The sequence below is a fragment of the Enterococcus sp. 3C7_DIV0644 genome (assembly GCF_002141235.1).
In the GTDB taxonomy this organism is placed as follows: Bacteria; Bacillota; Bacilli; order Lactobacillales; family Enterococcaceae; genus Enterococcus_D; species Enterococcus_D entomosocium.
Map to the genome: position 1 here is coordinate 594,892 of NZ_NGLK01000001.1, position 23,183 is coordinate 618,074.

General features: G+C 46.2%; 8 protein-coding genes. All 8 read right to left on the bottom strand.

The annotated features are described in order from the left end of the window. Window positions 1-6: 6 nt before the first annotated feature. The 8 genes from kdpA to A5877_RS02970 all read right to left on the bottom strand — a co-directional run bounded on the left by kdpA (window position 7) and on the right by A5877_RS02970 (window position 22,406). Entirely contained in the window at window positions 7-1,689 is a 1,683-nt protein-coding gene (kdpA, locus tag A5877_RS02935) for a potassium-transporting ATPase subunit KdpA (RefSeq protein ID WP_086316335.1), read from the bottom strand. A 267-nt stretch (window positions 1,690-1,956) separates the two neighbouring features. Continuing rightward, window positions 1,957-7,887 (bottom strand): bacterial Ig-like domain-containing protein, encoded by a 5,931-nt coding sequence (locus A5877_RS02940; RefSeq protein ID WP_086316336.1) that lies wholly within the window; start codon window positions 7,885-7,887, stop codon window positions 1,957-1,959. A gap of 28 nt (window positions 7,888-7,915) precedes the next feature. Then, complete coding sequence (locus A5877_RS02945) at window positions 7,916-8,644, bottom strand: LytTR family DNA-binding domain-containing protein (RefSeq protein ID WP_005235024.1); 729 nt, start codon at window positions 8,642-8,644, stop codon at window positions 7,916-7,918. Between the two features lie 657 nt (window positions 8,645-9,301). Next, the gene (locus A5877_RS02950) at window positions 9,302-10,345 is read right to left on the bottom strand and encodes a DUF916 and DUF3324 domain-containing protein (protein ID WP_005235023.1); all 1,044 of its coding nucleotides are present in this window, start codon (window positions 10,343-10,345) and stop codon (window positions 9,302-9,304) included. A 111-nt stretch (window positions 10,346-10,456) separates the two neighbouring features. After that, window positions 10,457-11,104: a WxL domain-containing protein gene (locus A5877_RS02955; protein ID WP_086316337.1), complete on the bottom strand. Its 648-nt coding sequence runs from the start codon at window positions 11,102-11,104 to the stop codon at window positions 10,457-10,459. Further along, complete coding sequence (locus A5877_RS02960) at window positions 11,101-11,409, bottom strand: hypothetical protein (protein WP_016620539.1); 309 nt, start codon at window positions 11,407-11,409, stop codon at window positions 11,101-11,103. Before A5877_RS02960 ends, A5877_RS02955 begins: the two co-directional genes overlap by 4 nt. Window positions 11,410-11,423: 14 nt before the next feature. Continuing rightward, window positions 11,424-12,893, bottom strand: a complete 1,470-nt coding sequence (locus A5877_RS02965) for an adhesive domain-containing protein (RefSeq protein ID WP_086316338.1) — start codon at window positions 12,891-12,893, stop codon at window positions 11,424-11,426. Between the two features lie 102 nt (window positions 12,894-12,995). Continuing rightward, window positions 12,996-22,406: an Ig-like domain-containing protein gene (locus A5877_RS02970; protein WP_086316339.1), complete on the bottom strand. Its 9,411-nt coding sequence runs from the start codon at window positions 22,404-22,406 to the stop codon at window positions 12,996-12,998. Window positions 22,407-23,183: the final 777 nt, after the last annotated feature.

Genomic DNA, 23,183 nt, shown 5'->3' on the forward strand with positions numbered 1-23,183 from the left:
TCTCTCCTATTTCGTTGTAAAAAAGTCTGCGATTGGTCCTAAAGCCATCGCTGGTAAAAAGCTCAGTGCACCGATCACGATAATCACAATGATTAGCATCGTGACAAAGACTGGACTCGTGGTTGACAAGGTTCCTTCATTACGAACGGTTTTCTTTTTGGCACCCATGTTTTCTGCCAGATACAAGATGGCTGCGATGGGAACGAAACGTGAAACGAACATCAAGATACTACCCAAACTATTCAGGAAAACAGTATCTGCGGTCAAGCCGCCAAAGGCACTCCCGTTGTTGTTGCTGAACGAAGTTGCTGCATACAACAGTTCGCTAAAGCCATGGGCGCCTTGGTTGGTTAGCCAGCTCATGATGTCAGGATGCAAGGTCATCAACATAGCCCCGAAAAGCGTCAGTAGCAATGGCGTCAAAATAACGATACTCGTCATTTTAATGTCAAAGGCTTCGATTTTTTTGCCGATATATTCTGGTGTTCGTCCCACGAGTAAACCAGCGATAAAGACCGTCAATAATAGAAAAGCGATCATGCCATAAAGTCCGCTACCGACACCGCCAAAGATGATTTCCCCCAGCTGCATCAAGAACATTGGGATCGCACCCCCGAGTGGTGTGAAACTATCCAGCATGGCATTGACTGATCCACTGGAAGCGGCGGTGGTACTCACTGCCCAGAGGCTCGACCAACCGATACCAAAACGTACTTCTTTGCCTTCTAGATTGGCCGTTCCAAGCACTTGACTGAATTGCGGTCCATAAGCTTCACTGATCACTACGCCAATAAAAGCAAGGATCAAAAAGACGGTTGCGGTGATCAAGATCGTACGTCCTTGTTTCCACTCTTTGATCCAAAAGCCAAAGGCAAAAATCAAAGCAGCTGGCAGCAACAAGATCGCTAAGTTTTCTAAAAAATTACTGAACATCGTTGGGTTTTCAAATGGATGGGCGGCGTTAGCGCCAAAGAAACCGCCGCCGTTGGTCCCTAATTGCTTGATGGCGATTTGACTCGCTACCGGCCCGAGCGCCATCCAAAAGGATTTCCCTTCAAATCCATTGACTTCCACGCCGCTCCTCAACGTTTGGACGACGCCTTGAGACAGGAGCAAGATTGCTAAAATCAATGAGAGTGGTAAAAGGATATAGAGCAAGGAACGGGTGATGTCTTGCCAAAAATTTCCTACTGTTCGTTTTTGTTTTTGCTGCAGCCCACGAATCAAGGCACACAGTACAGCTAGTCCTACTGCCGCAGATAAGAAATTTTGCACCGTTAATCCTAATGCTTGGGAAAGATTGGTCAGTGCTTCTTCCCCAGCGTAAGCTTGCCAGTTCGTGTTCGTCACAAAACTGACGGCTGTGTTCAATGCTAAGTCAAAGGACAAATTCTCAACGGCCGCCCCTTGCGGTAACCAGTGCTGGTGCTGGACCATCAATAATCCGGTCAATCCGATGATGGAAAAGACGCTGACGGCCAAGACGGAAAATAGATAGGTTTTGGCGGTCATTTCTTTTTTGCTGACCGAACCAATCACTCGATAGGTCAACCGTTCAATGGGTTGAATAAAGCGGACAAACCGCGGTGTTTTTCCTTGCATGATTTCTTTGATATACCAGCCCAAAGGAACCGCTACTGCTAGTAAGATCAGTAAAAATAAAAAGCCTTGCACAAAATAGCTACTCATCGTTCTCCCCCCTCAAACAAGTACCAAAAGAGATAGATCATTACGATCACTCCGATTATTCCTAAAACAAGATTCATATTCTTCACTCCTTCATGACGTAAGTATACGCAAAAAGAAATAAAAATAGTGTAAATCTTCTGCTAGCATCTTTATATCTTCTTTATACGGCTGCTTATCGGACAAGAAAACCGCAATACAGCAGGTTTTAAAAAAAAAACAAAAACAGCGGATATCCTTCACGATATCCGCTGCTAGAGTCATTGAGACTTATTTCGTTTTTCTGCTTTTGTTCGTGTGTTTCTTACGAAAGAAGACGATCCCCGCTAGTGCCACAAGGCTCACTCCTACAATCGAATAGCCTTGAGTGATGGCTGTACCAGTCTTTGGTAACACCCGTTTGTCCTTTGCGGTCGCTTTGCTTTGTTTACCAGGCTGTCCTGCATCCGTTGGTTTTTCTTGCCCTTTATTAGAATCATCTTTCTCTGGCTGCTTATCATTTTCCTCTGGTTCTTCTGCTTTTTCAATGACTTTGATCGTCGCTGTGGCGGTGACTGCTTCTTGTGAGTCAGTACCAAATAAGCGTGCGAAAAAGTTAGGGGTTGCTGCTTCATCGGTTACGATTGAATAGGTGACTTGATAGGTTCCGGTTTTTTTGGTATCAACCGAACCGTCCACCAACAGTTGCTCCAACGTAAGTGTCTTACCATCACGATCTGTAGCGGAGACAAAATTGTCGGCAGCTGTCCAGTTGTCACCAACATAAATCATGCTATCTTTCACAGTCACAGAGGTCTGGTCTGCCAACACGGTAATTGTGGCAGTGGCTTCGGCTTTGCCATTGCGATAGATGACTTGGTATTTTCCGGGCACATCAGTATTGACTGTACCGCTAATCAATACTTGATCATAATCGACTGCTTGTCCGCTTTTATCTGTTGCCGAGACAAAATTATCGACGGCTTGCCACTTCTCTCCTTCATAGATTGTACTATCTTTTGCTACGACCGTTTCTTCGTGAGCAACCACAGTGATTGTCGCTATGTCGCTGACTTTTCCATTCGTATAAGTGACTTCGTATGTGCCTTCTTGATTGGTATCGACGGTACCAGTAACCATTACTCCTGATAATTCAACCGTTACTCCCGTTTTGTCTGTGGCTGAGACAAAGTTGTCGGCAGCTTGCCAGTCATCGCCGACATACAGGGTACTGTCTTTGGCTTTGACACTCGTTTGATCTGCCAACACGGTAATCGTGGCAGTCGCTTCGGCTTTGCCGTTGCGATAAATCACTTCATATTTCCCTGGTGTGGCGCTGTCGACTGTACCTACTGTTGTGATATCAGTCAGTTTTACTGCGTTGCCGTCTTTGTCTGTTGCCGACACAAAGTTATCAGCAGCTTGCCAGTCATCACCTTCATAAATCATACTATCTTTGGCGACTACCGTTTCTTGGTTGGCAACGACCGTAATCGTAGCAATAGCTTCCATTTTCTCATTGCTATAAGTAACTTTATACTGACCTTCTTTGCTCGTATCGACTGACCCACTAACCGTCACTCCTGAAAATGGTAGGTTTGATCCGGTTTTGTCTGTGGCTGAGACAAAGTTGTCGATTGCTTGCCAGTCTTCCCCGACATATAAGGTGCTATCTTTGGCTTTAACTGATGTTTGCTCAGCTAACACGGTGATCGTCGCTTTCGCCTCAGCTTTGCCATTGCGATAAATTACTTCATATTTCCCTGGTATGGCGCTGTCGACTGTACCTATCGTTATGATATCAGCCAGTTTTACTGCGTTGCCGTCTTTGTCTGTTGCCGACACAAAGTTATCGGCGGCTTGCCAGTCATCGCCTTCATAAATCGTACTATCTTTGGCGACTACCGTTTCTTGGTTGGCAACGACCGTAATCGTCGCCGTTGCTTTAACATGGCCATTCTGGTAAACCACTGGATATTCGCCTGCTTTGGAGGTATCGACTGACCCACTAACCGTCACTCCTAAAAATGGTAGGTTTGATCCGGTTTTGTCTGTTGCGGAAACAAAGTTGTCGGCGGCTTCCCATTCATCACCGACATATAAAGTACTGTCTTTAGCTTGAACGCTCGTTTGATCCGCTAACACGGTGATCGTGGCAGTTGCTTCGGCTTTGCCATTGCGATAGGTTACTTGGTATTCTCCTGGTACTTTCGTATCCACTTCACCACTGGTGGTGACTTCTGCCAAGCTTAACGGTTGTCCCTTCTTATCCGTTGCTGAAACAAAATTATCCGCAAGTTCCCACGCATCTCCAGCATAAAGTGTACTATCCTTGGCAACGACTGTTTCTTGATTGGCAACCACGGTGATCGTGGCGACTGCTTTTTGATTGACATTTTGATAAACCACTAAATATTGGCCTTCTTTGGAAGTATCCACGGCTCCACTAACTGTCACATTTGAAAATGGAACGTTCGCTCCTGTTTTGTCCGTTGCCGAAACAAAGTTATCAACCGCATGCCAGTCGTCCCCGATGTATAAGGTGCTGTCTTTGGCTTTAACCGAAGTTTGGTCTGCTAAGACCGTGATCGTCGCTGTTGCTTCGGCTTTGCCGTTACGATAGATTACTTGGTATTCTCCAGGTGTATCCGTGTCAACTTCACCGGTGATGGTCACTTCTGTGATTGCCACTGTGTTACCGTCTTTATCCGTTGCCGCTAGAAAATTATCAGCTGGTGTCCATGCATCGCCCACATATAACGTGCTGTCTTTGGCTGCCACCGTTTCTTGGTTGGCCACCACAGTGATCGTCGCTGTCTCGCTCACGTTGCCATTCATGTATTTGACTTCATAAGTGCCGACTTTAGATGTGTCGACCTCACCGTTGACGGTAATTTCCGAGAAGGTCAACGCATTGCCATGCTTGTCTGTCGCTGAAACAAAGTTGTCTTCAGCATGCCATTCATCTCCCACGTAGATCGTGCTATCTTTGGCGTCGATCGTCGACAAGTCTTCTTCTGGTGTGATGCCGACAGAAAGATGATTGCCCGTCCGGTTCACTTGCACCTCTTTACCAAGCTGAAGTTCCTGTGGTATGACGTAACCTTCTGGGACGTAGGAAACATAAAGCGTATAGGTCCCTGTATAAATATCAGCTAATTGATACTCTCCCTTCTCATCCGTTACAACAGAAATAACATCTCCAGTCAACTGATTCCAAAGCATCAATGTAACGCCTGCAATTTTCTGAGTTGGTTCTTCGGTATTATAAACATCAAGTGACGCACTAGTTTTGTAAATGATCCCGTTTGAATCACCTGCCGAAAATTGCAGGTTAGTCACCGTCGAAGTAGCCGTCCGTTTGGCTTCCGACAAGGTATCAATCGTATCAGAAACGATCGTTGCTGAAGCTGAGATTTGGCCGGCGTTTTGTGAAAGTACGTTGTAACTGATTTCGATATTTTTCGTTAAAACATAGTTTGAAAAGACAAGCTGTACATCTCCGTCAATTTCTTTGATTTCGTAGCTATCGTCTGGCACATTTGAAACATTGATTGACCTAAGATCGATTTCACCATTGGTATTTCCCAATGATTTTAGAAGGATCGTTGGATTTGCTACTTTTTTCGAGCCATCATCGATATTTTTTGTTGTGACCTTGACCTGAGTCATGTTTTTTGTATTATTCACGGTATTTTGAGTAATCCCAATAATATCCGTCGCTGTATTGGAAACCGAAACGGTAGTTGAGCCTTGCTGATTATTTGATAGCGGCTCTTTTGCAAAACCAGGTACATAAATCGTACTCATTTCCTGCCAACCATTGGCGTACTGATAGGAAATGATGTAGCGATGGTTAGTCGTCCCAAAATCAAAGGTATAATAGTTGGTTGCCTCATCATGGGTGATCGTTGGATAATTCGGATCGCTTTCTTTCATGGCTTGATTATCATAATAACCACGATCCCAGTACTGTGGATAAATGCCACTGACTTGTTCATTGGAAACATCGATGATCGAAAACACAACATCCGTATTTTTCGGAACATGGGTCTCAACAGTCAAATCACTGATGGTATCTTGACGAGCGTTGACTAAAAACTGATTCTTACTGCTTTGGAGCGTGCGTTCAGAATACAGTTTTCTTCCGGTATAGACGGAGGTATGAACCGTGTCAAGTCCTGTCGCGGAAATCGTGATTGGAATTGTATCGTTAGGAATTGATTTTGTCGGTGCTAAACTGTCTGGCACATAATTGAAGCCAATATCAAATTGAACAGAATAGGTAATGGGCGACGTAAAGGTGACCATCGTTCCGCCTGCTACTTCTTCAATCGTATAATCAGTTCCTAAAGTATAATAGAAGCCGACTTTTGGTACCTTTCTTAAAGAAAGATACTCGGGATGTTCAATAAACATTTGTAAATTTTCGATCGGTTGTGAGGTGCTGCCTTCGATATTGACTGAAGTGTCACTGGCATAGGCACCATTTTGATCATAATTTCCCCAAGCAGTTTCAGCGTTATTGGGATTAAGAACACTGATTGGTTCGACGTAGTTGTCTTCAACGATTTTGAATTCTTTATTAGCAATTAACGGTGTCGAGACATTGAGGATGATATCTTTCTGATCAAAGGGTACGGTTATGTTCGTGGAACCAAGAGTGAGATTGCTGTCTTTTGTGGCCGTCACAATCAGTTTGTCCCCATTATTTTCGACAGAAAAATAATCCGTAAAAGTCACATTTTGATAGAAGGCGTCTCTTGCTGTTAACTGTTTCGCCGTGATCGGCTGTCCGTTTTGACTCGAAAGAATGATTTGTTGACCTGCTTTCATCTCCGTCGGCATTTGATGAATTGATACATAGTAGTTTCCTTTAGAAAGGCCATTCATAAAACTGGCAGAAGCAACCCCCATATAATACCTAGAATCGACTTCTTTTTCATCTTTACTGGTTGCTGCGGTAAAGGAAAACCCTCTGTTTTGGGCAGTTGTTTGTTTTAGCTGTACCGAACCAAATCCGGTCGTTGGATACCCTTTTGAAAAAGAAGGCGTATAATCCGTCAGCTCGGTCAAACTCATGGTGAATTGATAAGAAACCCCATAAGCCTTTTGTTTGTCCATCTGTTTGATTTCAACAGCAGTATTGTAAAGACTATTTGAGGTGATCGTATAGTCTGTCCCTTCGACTAATGCTGTCTGTGTTTCTGGCTTGATCTTTCCTTTGATATCCACTTCATAGCTGAAGACTTTTAACGGTTGGGTCTCAATCTTTTTGAAGGACGCACCCGGCGTATCAACCAAATGCAGTGAAAGAGTTTCCGTTCCAGATAATGTCCGATCAGTATTGTAGTAAACCATTCCTTGCATCCCAAAGACATTTTTTTCTGACACATATTGAATCGGGTCAACTTCTTCATACAAATCAATGGCGTAGCTTGTCTGGTTTTGATCGCCTATCTCAATGGTTAGCTGAGGCTTGTCTTCTGAATAAAGATAACTAGTCAACTCGATCGAAAACGATGCATCATGAATGGATTGGTTAAAGGTGATCGTTAATTGATGGGCGGCGCTATCTACTGCCCACGAAGCATTGATTGCTTCATTTGTTCCTTGCATATCACTAAAACCAAGGCCTTCCGGCAGGTCAAAAACAGCAGTGGTGCCGGCTAAATAGTCTTCGTCATTGATTTCAAAGTCTAATTTCAGTTTCACCGGACTATTGTTTAAAATCCGCGTTTCTTCCGTTTGACTGAACTCCTCACCAGCAATCGTCAGTAATGTGCCTTTTTCTAAAAGCTCTTGTCCATTGATGCGGGTGCTGACACGGGAACTCTTTTCGGCTCCTTTTGCCTCTTTCGATTCAGTTTCTGAAGAACTTGTTTGCGTCGAATCTGTAGTATCTGCTGTATGCGTTGATGAAGTTGTAGCAGGCGTTTCACTTTGACTCGTTGTTGCTGCATCCGTCTTGGAGGTTGCTTCGCCGCTTTCTTCTGAAGAACGATCCGTTTGAGTAGTCTCAGTTGTTTGCGCGTCGCTTGTGTTTGTTTCATTGGCAACGCCGCTGGTTGATTCCAGCAGATGATTTGAGTTATCTAAAGTACGAATGGTCTGTTCCTGTTCCGTGGTTTCCGCAAGCGCCATGACCGGAGTGATCACTTGGGACAGACCTAAAGCGGTAACAACAATGCCATGACGAATTCGTTTATTTCTCTTTTTCATTTTTTTCCTCCATTAAATATATGTAGTTTTAACTGATTGCTTTACGGATTTTTTTTCCAACTTCTAATTCTTCCCCATTAAAAAAGCAAAGAACATTGTTTGTTCGATCAATCATTTTGATTTGTCGCGCATTAATAATGTACGATTTGAATACTTTATAATACTCAGGCAAATCTAGCTGTTTGATGACCTTTAACGAAGTTTCAATGCACTCAACTGATTTCTTTTGATGGAATACGATTCGGTTTCGCTCACCTTTGATCGTTGTTATGTAGTTGATTGCTTCTGCATCAACGATCATCAACTCTCGTTTACTAACAATTTTTAATAAGTGTTTTTTTCCCAGCAATGATCGTTTCACTTCAATTGCTTCTGTTAACAAATTTCTTAACTGCATTGCCACATCCTTTTCTTCTGTATCGATGATTCCTAAAGGACAGATAAGATTCAGTTTCTTGATTTCGATTTTGGACGCATAGGCACCATAAAAAGCAATTTGACACTTTTTGCACTGCTCCCTCAATCGCCCTGCTAATTGAAAACTTCGATCAAAGCCCATCATTTCAATGGAAAATAAAAATAAATCGTTAACATCTGTTAAGTACCCTTCAAGAAAAGAATCTAGTTCTTCCGGTGAAATGATCTCCACCATAGAATAAGGAACATGACTTTCAGTGATCATTTTTTTCATCAAATTTCCATTAAAAAAGTTGTCATCTACTATATAAACAGCGAAATTGCTCAAATTTGCAGACATCTTAATTCTCCTTTTCACATCATTTCTAATTGTATTCTTAATTAAAAATGCCTGCTTGCACTTTCAAACGAATTAGCGAAACGTTTATGCAAAAAAGGTAGTTTAAATTAAAAACAAAGTAAGAAAAGACTTTATAATTGGTCTAAACCTATTATAGTAAAGGAGTTCCCGTCGTACTGCTTTCTTAACACATTTATAAGACAGAAAGCGCAAACAACAATAAAAACTTATGTTTTTTTAAGTAGTTTAACTAATTAACAATTCCAAAACTTACCGACTACTGCCCAACCTTTCTAATGATTTCCAAAAAAATAACCTTCGTTCAAATAAAATATTAATCGTTATTTATTCTTCGTTTTTTCGCAAAAAAAAGCTACCCTTCTCTTTGGGCAGTCCGGTTAAGGGTAATCAACTGTTTCCTCTGAAGATTTTCCATCAAAATAAAAGTGATCGTTCGCTGCTGCAAGATGCAATCAAAAAATTTTTCTACTTAATTTACCATATCGAATCTTCATGGACACGACAAAAAACCATTTATTTCGAACAATAAATGGCCTGTTTGCTGCTTTTATTATGCTTCTGATTTACATGCATCCCGTGAATTTTAATTGTTTTCTTTTTTTCCTTCTATATTAATAAGGAATTTCTTACAAGTGCTCATGGGGTTTTATCATCTGTTTTTTTTAATGCTCGTTTTAGTTTTCGATTATGCCAAATCAGATAGGCGATGATCAAACATAAAACACCCCCAATCGATAGATAGAGAAGGATCGGCGAAGCGGTTTCTTCAATACTGACATCTTGCTCGTTTCTTTCTTGCGCTTCTTGCCTTGCAACTTGGAAGGTCGGCTCTCCCTGCCATTCTTGATCGGCTGCTTTGAGGGTCGCTTTTATTTCATACTCTCCTGATAGCAGTTCCTTTCCATCCAGCGGAAGTGCGTAATTCATTAATGCATTGGGCGCTAATTGAATCTCTTTTTCTCCTTTGATGGCTGTTGCTTTTCCTTCATGAAACACTTCATAAGCAAGCGTGGCTTTACTGAGATAATCAGCTGCTGCATTTTCCACCGCTACGATGATGACATTGCGGCGGTTGATCTCTTCCAAATGGGCTTCTTCAATTCGGACCGCTGGCGGGATGTCTGACTCTTTATTTCGGAGCAATACCGCCACTTCTCTTGCTAATAGGTTTTGAACATTCCCTTGAAATTCTTCACTGCCGGTTTGCTGTACGTATAGTCCCCCTGCCAAAATCCCATCAAATGATTTAGATGGCATCCGGACTGTCAAGGTGATTTCTTTTTGTTCATTAGGGGCTAATGAAAGTGTTTCATCACTCAAAGTAACGAGTTCTTCGATCGCGTACGGAGCAGAAGGCGTTGCTTCCTCATTTGCCCCAGAGTACTCAACGACGCCAGTCATGTTCGTGACCGCTCGATTAAACGATAGCTGTAGATTGATTGGTTGCTCGCTTTTATTGGAAACCATGACTGCTAGTTTTTCTTCTGCCTTGGGCTCCAGCAACAAATCATAGTACATCAACTCTTTGTCCCGCTGTGACTCCGGCAATTTGATTTGAACATCGAAGGTATCAAGTGAATCTGCTGCCCCCGTACTACTAGTACCAATGAAAAATAAGACCGTTAGAATACTTACTACCCAATACTGAAATCCTTTGCCTCGAAGTTTGTTCTGATGCATCCTGTCAGATCCTTTCTACACAAAATAGGAAAGAAAAATCAGCTAGCATAAAAAGCAGCCGCTTAGGCAAGCTGCTTTTTTTCTGCTAACTGTTAAGCAATGACTACTAACCTATGGGGTCGTCGGAGCACTGCTGATCGTCCAAACGAGGGTCGTTTGATAGGTTGCCGATTGTTTTTCCGTATTGGCTGGGATCGAAAGGGTAAATTGTTCTAGAGGCATCGACGTTTCACCGATCCCTTCACCAGCATTGGCGGTCAAGAAAGCATATTCATTGTTGATCGCCGCAAAATCAAGCTCGCCATTGGCAATATCACTGGTTCCGGTTGGCGGCGAACTTAAGTTGTTGGTCAATGTACCCGTATCTACCGTTAATACCGCACCGTCCAACGTACTGTCTCCTGCCGTAAATTGGGTTGCTTGCCGTACTTTAATTGCCCAAGAAGAGTTCGCCTGTCCTCGGTTATCACTGACTGCAACTGCCCCTCTTTGCAGCGTGGACCCATCGCCAGGTAGTCCAGTCCCATCCGTAGTAGCCACCCACGTTTCGGCATTTTCTGTTTGGATCTCATGGGCACCAAAATCTAAATTCGTTGGTAGCTGCGTATTGGGATCACTCCCGCCTTTATCCGGGTCAAACACGATGCCACCAGAGGTATATTCTACGACACCGGTCGTATCGTCCGCTTGCACCGTGGTCAAAATACTAAGGGCGGTCAATACCCCCAATGCGCCTATTACCGATTTCTTTGAAATCATTTTGCCATCCTCCTTTTTTTGATGCAAATGATCAATGTCAGACTAATGAAGAATCCACCTATTAAGGGCAGCCAAAAGTGATTGGTTTCAGCAAGCTGCGGCAGTGGTTCTTCTACGTTAGTGACCGTTTCTTGACTGGGCGGTGGTTCAATTTCTTCATCAATTGAATCACTGCTAGCTGTTTCCGTTGGTCCTTCATAAAACTCAATGTTGCCGGTCGTCGTATTGGCTACTGCTGATGGAACGAAACTGCAGAAACTGCCGATCATCAAAATCAGAAGCAGCACAAGGGAATTCTTTTTCATTCTGCTCTTCCTTTTCAAGGTGTATCGGAAACGGTCCACACGACTGTGGCGCGATACTGACCTTGAAATTTAGGTGTTTTCTCAGGTACAAATAAATTGAACTGGGAAAAATTAACGGTCAGTCCACCAGTCGATGCCGCATTTTCCAACGCCACCACATTTTTTTCGACATTTTGCTGCAGGGCAATCGTTGCATTATCAGGTAAAACCACTCGACCATCCGTAAAGGTTGAATTGACAGTGCCAAGCTGAACCCTTAATTCGGCGGCTGGCAATGTGCGTGTACCATTGACCCAATTGGTGGATTGTCTGACCTTTACTTGCCATTTTTTCTGCCGATTGCGGGTATCATTGATCCGTAAAATCCCAGTTGTAGCAGCTGCGCTTTGATCGCCGTTGGCGGTTGCCCGCCACGTCTCACTCTTTTTCGTTTGAATGGCATGTCGGCCAAAATTCAGCTGAGTCGGTAGATTCGCCCGATCCATCGTCAATGCTTCGACCATGAAATAAATCATGGTTTGGCGACTGCTGATATTTAGCGCACTAAAGTTCAAGAGATTGATGTCCGTCGGCTTTGCTTTCAAAACAGAAGCGGAAAAATTAGCGGTCCAATTTGCAGTCAACTGACCCGGACCTGAAAGTAACGTCGGAATTTGAACATCCGTTGCTCCTAAAACAGCTGCATCCGCCAGCTGTTCTTGGACAGTTGTCAAATCATTCAACGCTGAGTTCACGGTGCTAAGCAGAGTATTGAGCAACCCTTGCAGCAATGCGCGCACGACGCCGCCAATATCGATGCCGATCACTCGGATCTGGGTATTTTGAATCGCGGTACTTAAATTCCGTAGAATTTGCGGGACATTGGTTCCTAAGACGACACCAAGGTTCGAACTCATATTGGCATATAAAGCTTCTTTCTGGGTCGTAAACTGCAATGGACTGGTAAATTCAACATTCCCAATATTTCCGACAGTCTTTAGTAAAGAAATCTGCTGATTGATCGCTGTCAAATCGATTTGAACAATCCCAAGGTTGAGATTTAGTGAACTGGTCAAGGAATCAAGCGCTGTTAAGATCGCATTCAAAAGTGGGACATTGGCAATATTGACTGTGGTCGACGTCTTGATCGATGCGGATCCATTGGCACTAATGCTAGTTCTCAATTCTGCTGGGATCGCTAATAAAGCAAATTTATCTTCCCCACTGACATTGACAGAAGCGTTCAACCCGCCGTTGCCTTTAATAGAAAAAGTCACTGGTCGATTTGTCACGCTGCCTGGCCATGGAACGCTTACTGAGGTGCCACTTGTATTGGCACTCGTTAAATTGCTTAAAATCTCCACATCTAAAACATTCACTGCTGCTTCGGCTTTTATTGTCGTTGTTAAAAGATACAAATTGACGAAACTGATGCTGGTCAAAAAGAGAATTAATTGGCCGATCGTCCATTTGTAAAGACATTTTTCCCTCCTTCTGCTTTTCATACCATTTCTAACCCTTTCTTTACGAAACGATGATCATTGCTTCAAAACTATTGTTCACTAGAGATACCAGCGGAGGATGTCCACTCCGCTGGTAAAGTCATGCTATTTTTGTTGGTCTTTTTTCTTTCTTGCTTTGAAGAACAAACCAATTCCTCCTACAACGAAGACTGCTGCCCCAATCAGTGAAGCATACCAAGTTCCTTCAGATCCCGTTTTCGGTAGGTACTTACTTCCCCACCAGCTTTGGTTGTTATTGCTACCGTTGCCGTTGTTGTTCCCCCAACTGCCCCAGTTACCCCAAGCGCCGTTGCTTCCGTCGGTACCATTCGTTCCATTGGTACCGTCCGTGCCATTGCTACCGTCCGTGCCATTGCTACCGTCCGTGCCATTGCTACCGTCCGTGCCGTCGGTACCATCCGTACCATTGTCACCCGTTGGTACCACGATTGGTGTTGCTGCACTGCGGTATTCTCTGCCACCTGCTGTAACGATAGCCACAACGTTAAGGGTTTCTTCTGGTGAAACATCCTCTGGGTCTAATGTGATGCTGAAGGCACCATTCCCATTGGTCGTTCCAGTTCCGACAACGTCACCCGCTTCATTCAAGATTTCGATCGTCGCATTGGCTGGCCCATTCCCGAAGACTGGATAGCCATCGGTAGGATTGCCAGTGATCGTGGCAACCGGTGCGTCAACCGTCAAGGCACCGACTACGGTCGTCGTCGGATCACTTAAGGTTTCGCCTTCGGCTAAAGCAAGAACCGTAACGGTTTCGCCTTCCGTCGCTTCCGCGGATAACTCAACATCCCAGTCACCATTTTGATCGGCGATCGTTGTGATTGGTCCTTCAGCCGCGAAGATGGTCAGGAATCTACTTGTTAACGGATCGCTGATGGTAACGGTGATCGTAGCACCTGGCTCACTCGTTCCGCTGATCGTTGTATCACCAGCCGTAACTGGGTCAATGGTTGGTGTATCTGTCTTGATGCTTTCATCATCGACAGGTACGACGATTGGTGTCGGATTACTGCGGTAGTCATCCCCACCAGCAGTGACGATCGCCACAACCGATAAGTTTTCTTCTGGTGCGACATCCTCACTAGTCAATGTGATCGTATAGTCACCATTTTCATCGGTCGTGCCTGTTCCTACGACATCACCCTCTTCATTAAGGATTTCAATTGCTGCATTGGCAGGTCCGTTCCCACTTACTGGATAGCCTTCTTGGGAATTACCCGTAATGGACGCTGAAGGTGCGTTGACCGTGATGCCATTAACAACGGTCGTTGCCGGTTCACTGGCGGTTTCTCCTTCGCTTTGCGCCACTGCTGTTACGATTTCATCTCGAGAAACTTCTGCAACTTCCACTGACCAATTTCCTGCTTCATCTGCTTCGGTTTCAACCGCTTCTTCTCCCGTTACCGTCACGGTGACCATCGATCCCGGTACAGCAGTACCAGTGATGGTCGTGTCACCAGCTGTGACTGGTTCGATGATTGGTGTGGCGGTTTGATCAATCGTATTCTCAACGGGCACTACAATTGGTGTCGCATTACTACGGTAGTCTTTGCCGCCGGCTGTAATGATCGCAACGACGTTCAATGATTCTTCAGGAGAAACATCTTCACCAGAGAGCGTGATGGTGTAGTTGCCATTTTCATCAGTATTGCCTGATCCAACGACATCCCCCGCTTCATTCACGATTTCAATCGCCGCATTTGGTGCTGCCATCCCCGTTACTGGGTAACCATCCTCTGGATTGCCAGTGATGGAAGCGGTCGGTGCTGAAACCGTGATGCCATCCACACTCACTGTGATTGGTGCACTAGGGTCTTTTTCAGGGGATTGTGCCACAACAGTGACGGTATCACCCTCCGCAATTTCAGGTACCTCGACTGTCCAATTGCCCTCTTCGTCCGTTTCAGTTGTGATCGGTTCATTTTCACCAATCGTTACCGTCACCGTCGAACCTGGTTCGGCAGTCCCGCTGATCGTCGTATCGCCAGCTTTGACTGGATCGATCGTTGGTGTTGCAGTTTGTTGCTCTTCTTGATCCAAAGGTACCACGATTGGTGTCGCATTACTGCGGTATTCTTTGCCGCCAGCTGTCAGAACTGCGACGACTGTTAGGCTTTCCGCTGGTGCAACAGCTGTTGGTTCAAGAGTGATACTGTAGTTTCCTTCCGCGTCTGCGGTTCCTGAACCGACGATTTGTCCATCGCTATTCAAGATTTGTATGGTGGCATTGGCTGGTGCCGTTCCAGTTACTGGATAGCCATCCGTGCTATTGCCTGTGATGGTTGCACTAGGAGCAGTGACCGTCAACGCCCCCACACCAACTGTTACTGGAGCGCTTGGCTCTTTGTCAGGTGATTGAGCCACAACAGTGACTGCATCGCCTTCAGAAACTTCTGGTACTTCTGCTGTCCAATTGCCTTCGTCATCCGTTTCAGCCGTGATTGGTTCCGCATCTGGTACAATGATCGTCACGGTTGAACCTGGTTCTGCGGTCCCACTGATGCTGGTATCTCCTGCCGTGATTGGATCGATCGTTGGTGCAGCTGTCTGATCCACTACCGTATCTGCTGGTACGATGACCGCTGTTGGATTACTGCGATACTCTTTCCCACCAGCTGTTACGATGGCAACGACATTTAAGGTTTCTTCTGGATCGACAGTTTCAGCAGTTAAGTCCACTGTATAGTTGCCGTCTCCATCGGCAGTGCCTGTTCCAACGACTTCATTGTCTGCGTTCAAGATCTCGATCGCTGCATTGGCTGGTGCTGTACCAGTCACTGGGTAGCCATCCGTGCTGTTGCCGCTGATGGAAGCTGTTGGTGCTGCGACAGTCACTCCTTCAACGATGACAGTGATTGGATCACTTGGGTCTTTGCCGTCACTGTCTGCGACGACTGTGATGGTATCCCCTTCAGACAATTCAGGCACATCGACACTCCAGTTGCCCTCATCATCTGTTTCGGCGGTTTCTTCTGTGCCGTCAGGTAGTGTCACAGTCACAGTTGAGCCTGGTTCTGCCGTTCCGCTAACTGTTTCATCGCCTGCTTTGATTGGATCAACCGTTGGTGCCGTTGTTTGATTTTCACCCGGTTCAGCTGGCACCATGATTGGTGTCGCTGGACTACGATAATCTGTACCACCAGCTGTGACCACCGCAACTACCGTCAAGTTTTCTTCAGGAGAGACATTTTCACTGGTCAAATCGATCGTGTAAAGCCCTGCATCATTGGTCGTACCCGTTCCAACTGTCTCGCCAGCTTCGTTCAAGATTTCGATGGTCGCATTCGCTGGTCCTGTTCCGGTCACTGGATAACCATCGGCTGCATTGCCACTGATGGACGCACTAGGAGCCGCCACCGTTAATGCACCGACTGTGATCGTTGCTGGTGTACTTGGTGTTTCATTTTCTACTTCTGCTACTGCCGTAACAGTCGTCCCTTCGGAAAGCTCTGGCACATCAACTTGCCAATTGCCCTCTTCGTCAACTTCGGCTGAGATTGGGTCTTGCTCACCGACCGTCACGTTGACTATTGCTCCTGGTTCGGCTGTCCCGCTGATTTCTGTTGCGCCGGCAACTGCTGGATTGATCGTTGGTGTCGCCGTTTGATCCGCAGGTACCACGACAGCCGTTGGTTGACTACGGAAGTCATCCCCACCTGCTGAAACGATGGCAATGACACGGACCGTTTCTCCTGCTGATGCCTCTTCACTGGTCAAGGTAACGGTGTAAACACCATTCTCATTGGCCGTCCCTGTGCCAATCACTTGATCATCAGCATTTAAGATTTCGATTGACGCATTAGCTGGTGCTGTACCAGTTACTGGATAGCCATCTGCACTATTGCCAGAAATCGTTGCCGTTGGTGCTGCCACGATCAGCCCTTGCACCGTCACTGTTACTGGTAAACTTTCTGTTTTGCCGTCTGCCAAGGCAGTAACTGTCAAGACATCATCCAGAGAAACCGTCGGCACAGTTGCCGTCCACTCACCTTCGTCATTCGCTGCTACTGTAACAGTATCGCCGTTTGGTAGTTCAACCGTTACATCTGCCCCAGGTTCAGCCGTTCCGCTAACGGTTGTAGCCCCAGCAATCACTGGTGCGACAGTCGGTGCCGCTGTTTGGTCTTCTGCGTTATCTTCTGGCACCACGATAGTAGTTGCCGGACTGCGATAGTCTTGACCGCCGGCTGATACGATAGCCACCACTCGCAAGGTTTCTGCTGGTGAAACACCTTCTGTCAAAGTGATCGTATACTCACCGTCTCCATTGGCAGTACCACTGCCTACCACTTCATTGGCAGCATTTAAGATTTCAATGGTTGCGTTGGCTGGTGCTGTTCCTGTGACTGGATAGCCGTCAGTACTGTTGCCCGTGATCGTTGCGGTTGGTGCAGCCACGTTCAAGGCACCGACACCAACACTGATTGGTGCACTTGGGTCTTTGCCTTCAGCTTCAGCAACCACTGTGACCGTGTCGCCTTCTGAAAGTTCTGGTACGGTGACTGTCCAATTGCCTTCCTCATCCGTTTCGGCAGTCACTGGATCTTCTCCAGGAATCGTTACCGTCACCGTTGAACCAGGTTCGGCAGTTCCTCCGACGGATGTATCACCTGCTTGCACTGGATCGATCGTTGGGGTGGTCGTTTGGTCTGCTGGTACCACGATGGAGAGCGGCGTACTGCGGTACTCATCGCCGCCAGCTGTTACCACTGCCACCACCTGAAGTGCTTCTGAAGGATCAACATCGTCGCTGCTCAATGTGATGCTGTAAGCACCTTCCTCATTTGCTTCACCGCTACCAACAACCTCACCGGCTGCATTTAAGATCTCAATCGCTGCATTTGGCGTGGCCGTTCCGGTTACTGGATACCCATCCGAACTATTGCCGCTGATCGCTGCTGTCGGTGTCGCCACAGTGAGTGGATTTACGACGACCGTAGCTGCATCACTTGGTGTTTCCCCATCAAGGGTCGCTACCACAGAAACAATTTCTCCTTGAGAAACCTCGGGCACAGTTGCCGTCCACTTGCCTTCGTCATCCGCTTCGGCAGTGACTGGCTCTGCGTCACCAATCGTGACTGAGACTGTCGCGCCAGGTTCAGCCGTACCACTGATGGTCGTGTCGCCGGCTGTCACCGATTCAATCGTTGGGACTGCAGTTTGATCCAAAGGTACTGTGATTGGTGCAGCCGCACTGCGGTACTCTTGACCACCGGCTGTGACTACCGCCACCACCCGTAAGGCTTCAGCTGGAGACGCGTCATTACTCGTTAACGTGATCGTATATTGGCCTTCGTCATTGGCGGTGCCAGTACCTATGACCTCGTCATCGGCATTCAAGATTTCGATGGCTGCATTGGCTGGTGCCGTTCCCGTTACTGGATAACCTGCGGTACTATTGCCGCTGATCGTCGCGGTTGGTGTAGCGATCGTCAACCCATTGACTCCAACACTGATCGGTGCACTTGGGTCTTTGTCTGGTGCTTGTGCGACCACTGTGACGGTTTCTCCTTCAGAAACTTCAGGAACTTCAACTGTCCAGTTCCCCTCGTCATCGGCTTCACCAGTAACAGGTTCTTCACCTGGGATCGTTACCGTCACCGTAGCGCCTGGTTCTGCGGTCCCACTGATCGTCGTATCCCCGGCATTGATTGGGTCGATGGTTGGTGATGCTGTTTGTTCAAGCTCATCTGCTGGGACCGTCACCGGTGTGGCAGGACTGCGGTACTGATCTCCGCCAGCTGTTACGATCGCAACGACAGACAAGGTTTCTTCTGGTGCTGCATCGGATGGTGCGATGGTTACCGTATAGTTTCCATCCCCATCGGCTGTCCCAGTCCCGATCACATCGCCTGACTCATTCAACACTTCGATCGCTGCGTTCACTGGAGCAGTCCCCGTGATTGGATAGCCATCGGTACTATTGCCGCTGATGATCGCTGTTGGTGCTGCAACGGTGACTCCATTGACTCCAACGCTGACTGGCGCGCTTGGCTCTTTGCCTTCGGCTTCCGCAACGACTGTGACTGTATCGCCACCAGAGACTGCTGGCACTTCCGCAAGCCAGTTTCCTTCGTCATCCGTTTCAGCCGTTACTGGTTCTTGACCGGTGATCGTAACAGTAACCGTCGAACCTGGTTCTGCCGTTCCGCTAATCGTGGTATCACCTGCTGTGACCGGATCGATCGTTGGTGTCCCTGTTTGTTCAATGTCTGCTGGTACCGTGATTGGCGTGGCATTACTGCGGTAGTCTTGACCGCCCGCTGTCACAACTGCCACCACCTGCAAGGCTTCTTCTGGCGCCACATCAGCTGGATCTAAGATGACGGTATAAACACCCGTGTCATCCGCCGTCGTGCTACCAACGACCTCTCCTGCTTCATTCAAAATCTCAATGGCCGCATTCGGCGTGGTTGTTCCACTGACCGGATAGCCATCCGTACTATTGCCTGTGATGGAAGCGCTCGGTGCACTGACAGTCACACCATCAACGGTCACGGTAATCGGTGCACTTGGCTCTTTGCCTTCTACTTCGGCAACGACTGTTACCGTATCACCTTCCGTTAATTCTGGTACCGTCGCTTCCCAATTGCCTTCGTCATCGGCTTCTGCCGTGATCGGATCGCCTTCAGGCAGCGTAATCGTCACAGTTGCCCCTGGTTCAGCCGTTCCGCTGACGGTCGTATCCCCAGCTGTTACTGGGTCGATCGTTGGTGTTTCAGTTAAATTTTCGACATCATCTGCAGGAACTACAAGCGGTGTGCCTGTACTGCGATAGTCTTCACCACCAGCCGTCACGATCGCTTCCACTCGTAAGTTGTCACCAGCTGTCACCTCTTGAGGATCAAGGGTGATCGTGAAGTTGCCATCCTCATCAGCTGTTCCGCTACCAACGACCTCTCCTGCTTCATTCAAAATTTCAATTGCTGCATTGGCAGTCGCTGTTCCCGTTACTGGATACCCATCTGTACTATTTCCGGTGATCGTAGCCGTTGGCGCCGCCACGGTTAAACCGTTTACACTCACGGTGATTGGTGCACTCGGATCTTTGCCTTCAGACTCAGCTACGACGGTCACGGAATCGCCTTCTGATAATTCAGGAACCGTTGCTTCCCAGTTGCCTTCATCATCGGCTTCAGCCGTGATTGGATCGCCTTCAGGAAGCGTGATCGTTACCGTTGCCCCCGGTTCCGCTGTCCCACTAACGGTCGTATCTCCAGCACTGACTGGATCGATCGTTGGTGTTTCCGTCTGCAGGATATCTGCAGGCACCACAACAGGTGTTGGGTTGCTTCGATAGGTTTCGCCGCCAGCGGTCACAACCGCTGTCACATTCAGGGTTTCTTCCGCGTCAACATCCGCTGGATCTAACGTGACTGTATAAACACCATTCTCATTGGCGGTACCTGTTCCGACAATTTCGCCATCCGCATTGGTGATCTCAATGGCCGCATTTGGTGCTGCTGTTCCAGTCACTGGATAGCCCTCTTGACTATTTCCTGTGATCGAAGCCGTTGGTGCGTTGACTGTTAAGGCGGACACGGTGGTGCTAGCCGGTTGGCTTGGCGTTTGTCCTGCTAGTTCGGCGATAGCTGAAACCGTATCGCCCTCTGACACTTCGTCCACATCAACACGCCAATTGCCCTCTTCATCGGCTTCCGTCACGATCGGATCTGCACCGTTGACGGTCACAGTAATCGAGGCACTAGGCTCAGCAGTTCCGCTGACGCTTGTATCCCCGGCAGTCACCGGATGAATCGTTGGTGTTCCCGTTTGTTGCTCCGCATCGTCTGCTGGAACGACGATTGGCGTATTGCCACTACGGTAAGTTTGCCCACCGGCAGTGACGATTGCAGCAACATTCAAGTTTTCATTTTCCGCTACATCTGCTGGGTTCAACGTGATACTGTAGTTGCCGTTCTCATTTGCCGTCCCAGAGCCAACGACTTCACCTTCGGCATTGGTGATTTCAATGGCTGCATTTGCTGCGGCTGTCCCCGTCACAGGGTACCCATCGGTACTATTTCCTGTAATCGAAGCCGTTGGTGCATTAACCACTGGTGCTGCTACCGTTGCCGTTGCAGGCTCACTCGCCGATTCCCCATCAGCTTCCGCTACTGCTGTGACTGTATCGCCTTCCACCAATTCAGGGACATCTGCCGTCCAATTGCCGTCACCATCTGCGGTTGTTGTAATAGGTGCACCGCCGTTGATCGCCAATGTGATGGCTGCGCCTGGCTCAGCTGTTCCGCTGATCGTCGTTTCCCCTGCTGTCAATGGATTGATTGTTGGTGTATCGGTTTGATCTTCTGGTGTATCTGGCGCAAACCAAATCGAGTTATTGCCGTCAGCATCCGTAAATAAATCAATGGTGATCAAATCAAGTTGAGACATCGTTCCTTCGAAGCGGGCTTCGTAAGGATTAGATGGATTCGCCACGCCGTTTTCAACCAATTGTGCATAGGTCGGACTGGTGACATTCGTTGGAATGACCACATTGGTTTGACCTAAAACAGATGCAGAAGCGATTTGATCTGCTAAATCTGTCGTTGCATTGAAGACTGTTTGTGCTGTTTCAACCGTTGCGTTTAAAGTGGCTTTAGCTGTATTAACGGTACTTTGTACCAACGTATTGATTTGACCGATCAAGGTACCGATGCCTGGAATCCCACTTGCACCATCCAAAATACTGACTTGAATCTGGGCTGCTTGTAAATTATCGAGAATTTGATTGATGCGTTGATTGATAACGATAAATAAACCATCATCCACATTGGCAATCAGGGCACGTTCGTTATCGGTTAGTCCAGCTGGAACTTCAAAATTCGCTTGGCCAAATTGTCCAAGTTGATTTAATAAGTCTAACTGGGTAGTGATTTCATCTAAGTTGACGGAAATCACTTGGCTAACATCCACGATTGAAGCCGCCGTATACAACGGATTTGGCAAGCCGCCAACGATTGTTGGCGGAATATCAAGTGCATCAGCTAAATTTTGATTGACGATTCCATCCACCGTGCTGATCAAGGTATTGACTGCTGGTGTGACTGTACCGATCAGTGTTTGCAAGGCTGGGAAATTCCCCAGTTGGAGTATCACATTGGTGGAAATCGATGCATTCCCTGCCGGTTGAACCAAACCAGTAAGGCCTTGAGGAACCCCAACAACCGCGACTTTATCCCCATTCAAGACATCAACCGTTACTGCATTCGATCCAGAAATCGAGAAATTGACTTGGTTCGTTGCACCAGGAATTGCATAAGGTGCAGACGCACTCGTGCCTGAGTTATTAGACGCTGTGATATCTGAGAAAAGTTCAGCTGAAACCAAAGCAGCTTCAACCGTCGTTGGTGCCCATAACAAACTTGCTGGCACGACCACCGTACTTGTCAACAACATTCCACTGACAGTTAAATTCGCAATAATATTTTTCTTTGTTCGAACGCGTGTGTTTTTCTTTGAATCCATGAGCTTTTTATAATTAATGCCTTTCATTCATTCTCCTCCTGTTCGAAAAAAATTTAACCGACAAAAGATAAAACTGATGATCTCTGGAATCCTTCTTTCCCCCTTTAAAACCAGATGAAAATCTATTTCAACCCAACACCCAAAGGCATAGAGAGAAAACAAAAGTAACCGATCGCAAAGCGAAGATTTTTTTCGCAAGCTTTCTGAAAAACCCAGTGATTTTTGTTCAAATAGTTTAGAAGCACATTAGCTCACACTTGTGAAACAAAAAAATAAAATAACTAAACGAACACACCTGTCTCTTATACACATCTAGATGTGTATAAGAGACAGGTTTAGAAGCACATTAGCTCACACTTGTGAAACAAAAAAATAAAATAACTAAACGAACACACTGTGTACCAAAATTCTAGCAAATTTATTTCTTTCCAACAAATTATAAACACGATAAATAATTAAAAAAACACTGAATTTCACCTTTCAAAACACAAAAGGTTTATTTTATAAACAAGCAGAAATTATTTATATTTTTCTTATAAACAAATGTATAATGATAAAATATTGCCTTTTTTCGTCAGTTAACCTTTCTTTTTTTTATATTTAATCAATATAATGAATACGATTTCAATTGCATGTTTATACACCGGGATAGAGAAAAATGATGATTGTGTTTTTTCATGATTTTAACCTCGTTTTTTACCTCCGCAAATAAAAAAACAAAAATAATTTAGACGTTTTTCACGATATCACCTAAAATAACTCTTACTAACGAAAAAAAGGAATCGAAACGCTCGCAGAAAGTTC

Excerpts from the sequence above, each read along its gene's own strand:
- kdpA (WP_086316335.1), bottom strand. The coding sequence starts at position 1,689 with ATGAGTAGCTATTTTGTGCAAGGCTTTTTATTTTTACTGATCTTACTA.
- A5877_RS02940 (WP_086316336.1), bottom strand. The coding sequence starts at position 7,887 with ATGAAAAAGAGAAATAAACGAATTCGTCATGGCATTGTTGTTACCGCT.
- A5877_RS02945 (WP_005235024.1), bottom strand. The coding sequence starts at position 8,644 with ATGTCTGCAAATTTGAGCAATTTCGCTGTTTATATAGTAGATGACAAC.
- A5877_RS02950 (WP_005235023.1), bottom strand. The coding sequence starts at position 10,345 with ATGCATCAGAACAAACTTCGAGGCAAAGGATTTCAGTATTGGGTAGTA.
- A5877_RS02955 (WP_086316337.1), bottom strand. The coding sequence starts at position 11,104 with ATGATTTCAAAGAAATCGGTAATAGGCGCATTGGGGGTATTGACCGCC.
- A5877_RS02960 (WP_016620539.1), bottom strand. The coding sequence starts at position 11,409 with ATGAAAAAGAATTCCCTTGTGCTGCTTCTGATTTTGATGATCGGCAGT.
- A5877_RS02965 (WP_086316338.1), bottom strand. The coding sequence starts at position 12,893 with ATGAAAAGCAGAAGGAGGGAAAAATGTCTTTACAAATGGACGATCGGC.
- A5877_RS02970 (WP_086316339.1), bottom strand. The coding sequence starts at position 22,406 with ATGAAAGGCATTAATTATAAAAAGCTCATGGATTCAAAGAAAAACACA.